This is a genomic window from Streptomyces sp. AK02-01A (genome assembly GCF_033795305.1).
In the GTDB taxonomy this organism is placed as follows: Bacteria; Actinomycetota; Actinomycetes; order Streptomycetales; family Streptomycetaceae; genus Streptomyces.
Genome location: NZ_JARBAE010000111.1, coordinates 1 through 2,322, shown reverse-complemented (window position 1 = coordinate 2,322; position 2,322 = coordinate 1). Strand labels below are relative to the sequence as shown.

1 pseudogene is annotated in these 2,322 nt (G+C 63.9%); it reads right to left on the bottom strand.

Annotated elements, in window-relative coordinates:
- Positions 1-1,165: 1,165 nt before the first annotated feature.
- A pseudogene (gene xerC, locus PV679_RS35925) lies at positions 1,166-2,322 on the bottom strand (site-specific integrase); the annotation flags it as partial.

Sequence of the window (2,322 nt, the reverse complement as noted above, 5' to 3'; positions counted from 1 at the left end):
CACCGGCGATGAGCTGTACGAGCAGACCATCCGCGCCATACTCCGTGCCGAATTTGGCGTATGGCAGTAAGGTCCTCGTGCGTCGCAGCCGCTCCAGCACCAGCACGACATAACTTCCGTACCCCTGACGGCAGTAGCGACGGCAACACCTGCGGATTCCCCCGTACAACCACGGACACCAGCGGAACCCGAAACCGGCGCTGATCTGCGAATACGCAGATAGAGAGGGGTCGCGTAGCACACGTACTATGTACTCGCAGGCACGACTCCGGTACTCGTCCACAATTGCGGTGGCGGCACGCCTGTCTATCGCGGAGTTTCGGAAGTTAGTGGCGAGACTGGCGGCCCCAACCCTGCCTTCGATGATGCCGTGGAAGGAATTACAAGGCCGCGCGGTGGAGACTCAACGCCTGAGATGCATCATCTCGGTAGGGCTGATAGTGACTACACAAGCTGGACTACTAGTCCCGCCGCTGCTATTCGGGCAGCTACTAAAGGTGGCGGCAGCGGGGTCGTAATTAGGGGCACTATTCCCGGCGGGCGTACCCACGTTCATGTAAACGATCAGTCGTGGGCGGAGTATGACCTTCGTGGCGAGGCCGAAGTAATCATTTAAGGGGTCGTGCGACGCCAAGCTAGGGCGGCATGGCCCGGCGCGCGACTAGAAGATCTCGGGTTCGGATAAACAAGCTCTGGTGGGCGGTACCTGCGGGTGCCGCCCACCAGCTTTCTCAATGGAGTCATCTTGGCAAGTGTGCGAGAAGTGTCCACTTTGAAGATTGCTGAGTTGCTTCAAAGGGCCCAATGTCAGTCGTTGGTCTTGCTGCCGCCTTCCGTTGTGCCGGAGATCCTTGAAGGGGCATCCAAATTGATCCGCGTTGGAGTTGGGCCGAGGTCCACACTTCGAGGCACGTATCGAGACCGGTATTCCACGCTGGATGAGTTCCGGAATAATAGATTTGGATGGCAGGACTTCTTTGCAGTTCTCGATGAGGATGGCCCCCCGGTTGGCCTATTTTCCGTCCGGGGGGGCGGGTGGAGTTTGATCGCTCTTACCGACGAAAGTGTTGGGGGTGTTCTCGCGGCTTTGGTGGCGCCACCCCAGTCCTTTGAATGGCCGAAGGGTGCGGAACGTTGACAGGCTCCAGTCCCTCTGACGGCAACGTCAGCGGACGACCGCTGTGGTGGGTGGGCCCGCGGGGCTGTCGCCGGTCGGTCTGAGGGCATCGCCCAGGGCGTTGATGGCTTGGTGTTGGAGGCGGAGTCGGACGTGGGCGTAGACGGTGGCGGTGACGCCGATGTGGGCGTGGCCGAGGAGTTCCTTGATCACGATGAGTTCGATGCCCTGCTCCAGGAGGAGGGTGGCGGTTGAGTGCCTGAGGTCGTGGAGGCGGAGGCGGCGGAGGCCGGCCTTGCGGAGGAGCGTGAGGAAGGTGCGGGTGAGGTTGGTTGGGTCGATCGGTCGGCCCTGCACCGTGGTGAACACGTGCCTGTCGTGCAGCCACGTCGTGCCCGCGGCCTCGCGCTCGCGCTGCTGCTGTTCGTGGTGGAGCTTCAGCGACTGAACGCAGCGTGCGGGGAGGGCGATGCGGCGCTCGGAGGCCCGTGTCTTGGTGGGCAGCGTGGTGAGTCCGCCGGTGCTGGTGCGCTGAAGGGTGCGGCGGATGGCGGCGGTGCCTGCGTCGAGGTCGAGGTCTGTCCAGTGCGGGCCGAGGAGTTCGCCCTTGCGGAGTCCGGTGTGGAGGGCGAGTTCGAACAGGGCGTGCAGCCGGTGGTTTTGGGCGGTGGTGAGGAGTCGGCGGGCTTCGTCGGTGGTGAGGGGTTCGATGCGTCGGGGCCGGGGTGTGCCGGTGCGGACGTTGCGGGCGACGTTGCGCGGGATCTCTTCCTCGCGGGGGCGTGTTCCAGGGCGGACTTGAGTACGGAGTGGATGTAGGTGAGCGTCAGCGGGGAGAGCAGTTTGTGGCAGCACTGGCTGGCGGCGTGGCAGCGGGGCTGGTCGCGGCGGGCGTCGATGCGGCGCGTGCAGCATTGGCAGGTGGTGCGGAGATGGTTGAGCCAGGTGCGGATGGCCTTGGCGGTGAGCTTGGTGAGCTTCTTCCTGCCCAGGCCGGGGACGAGGGGCTGGAGGGCGCAGGTCGTGTATCGCGTGTAGGTGTTCGCGTGGAGCTGGTGAACGGTGACGTTCTCCAGCCAGTACGTCAGATACGCAGCCTGCCCTGTGCGGAGGGGACGGGAATGCCTCGGTTGCTGGTGGCGATGTTCTCGGTGGGTTTGGCGAGGGCTTCCGTGCGGGTGGTGCCGTAGACATGGATGCGCTTG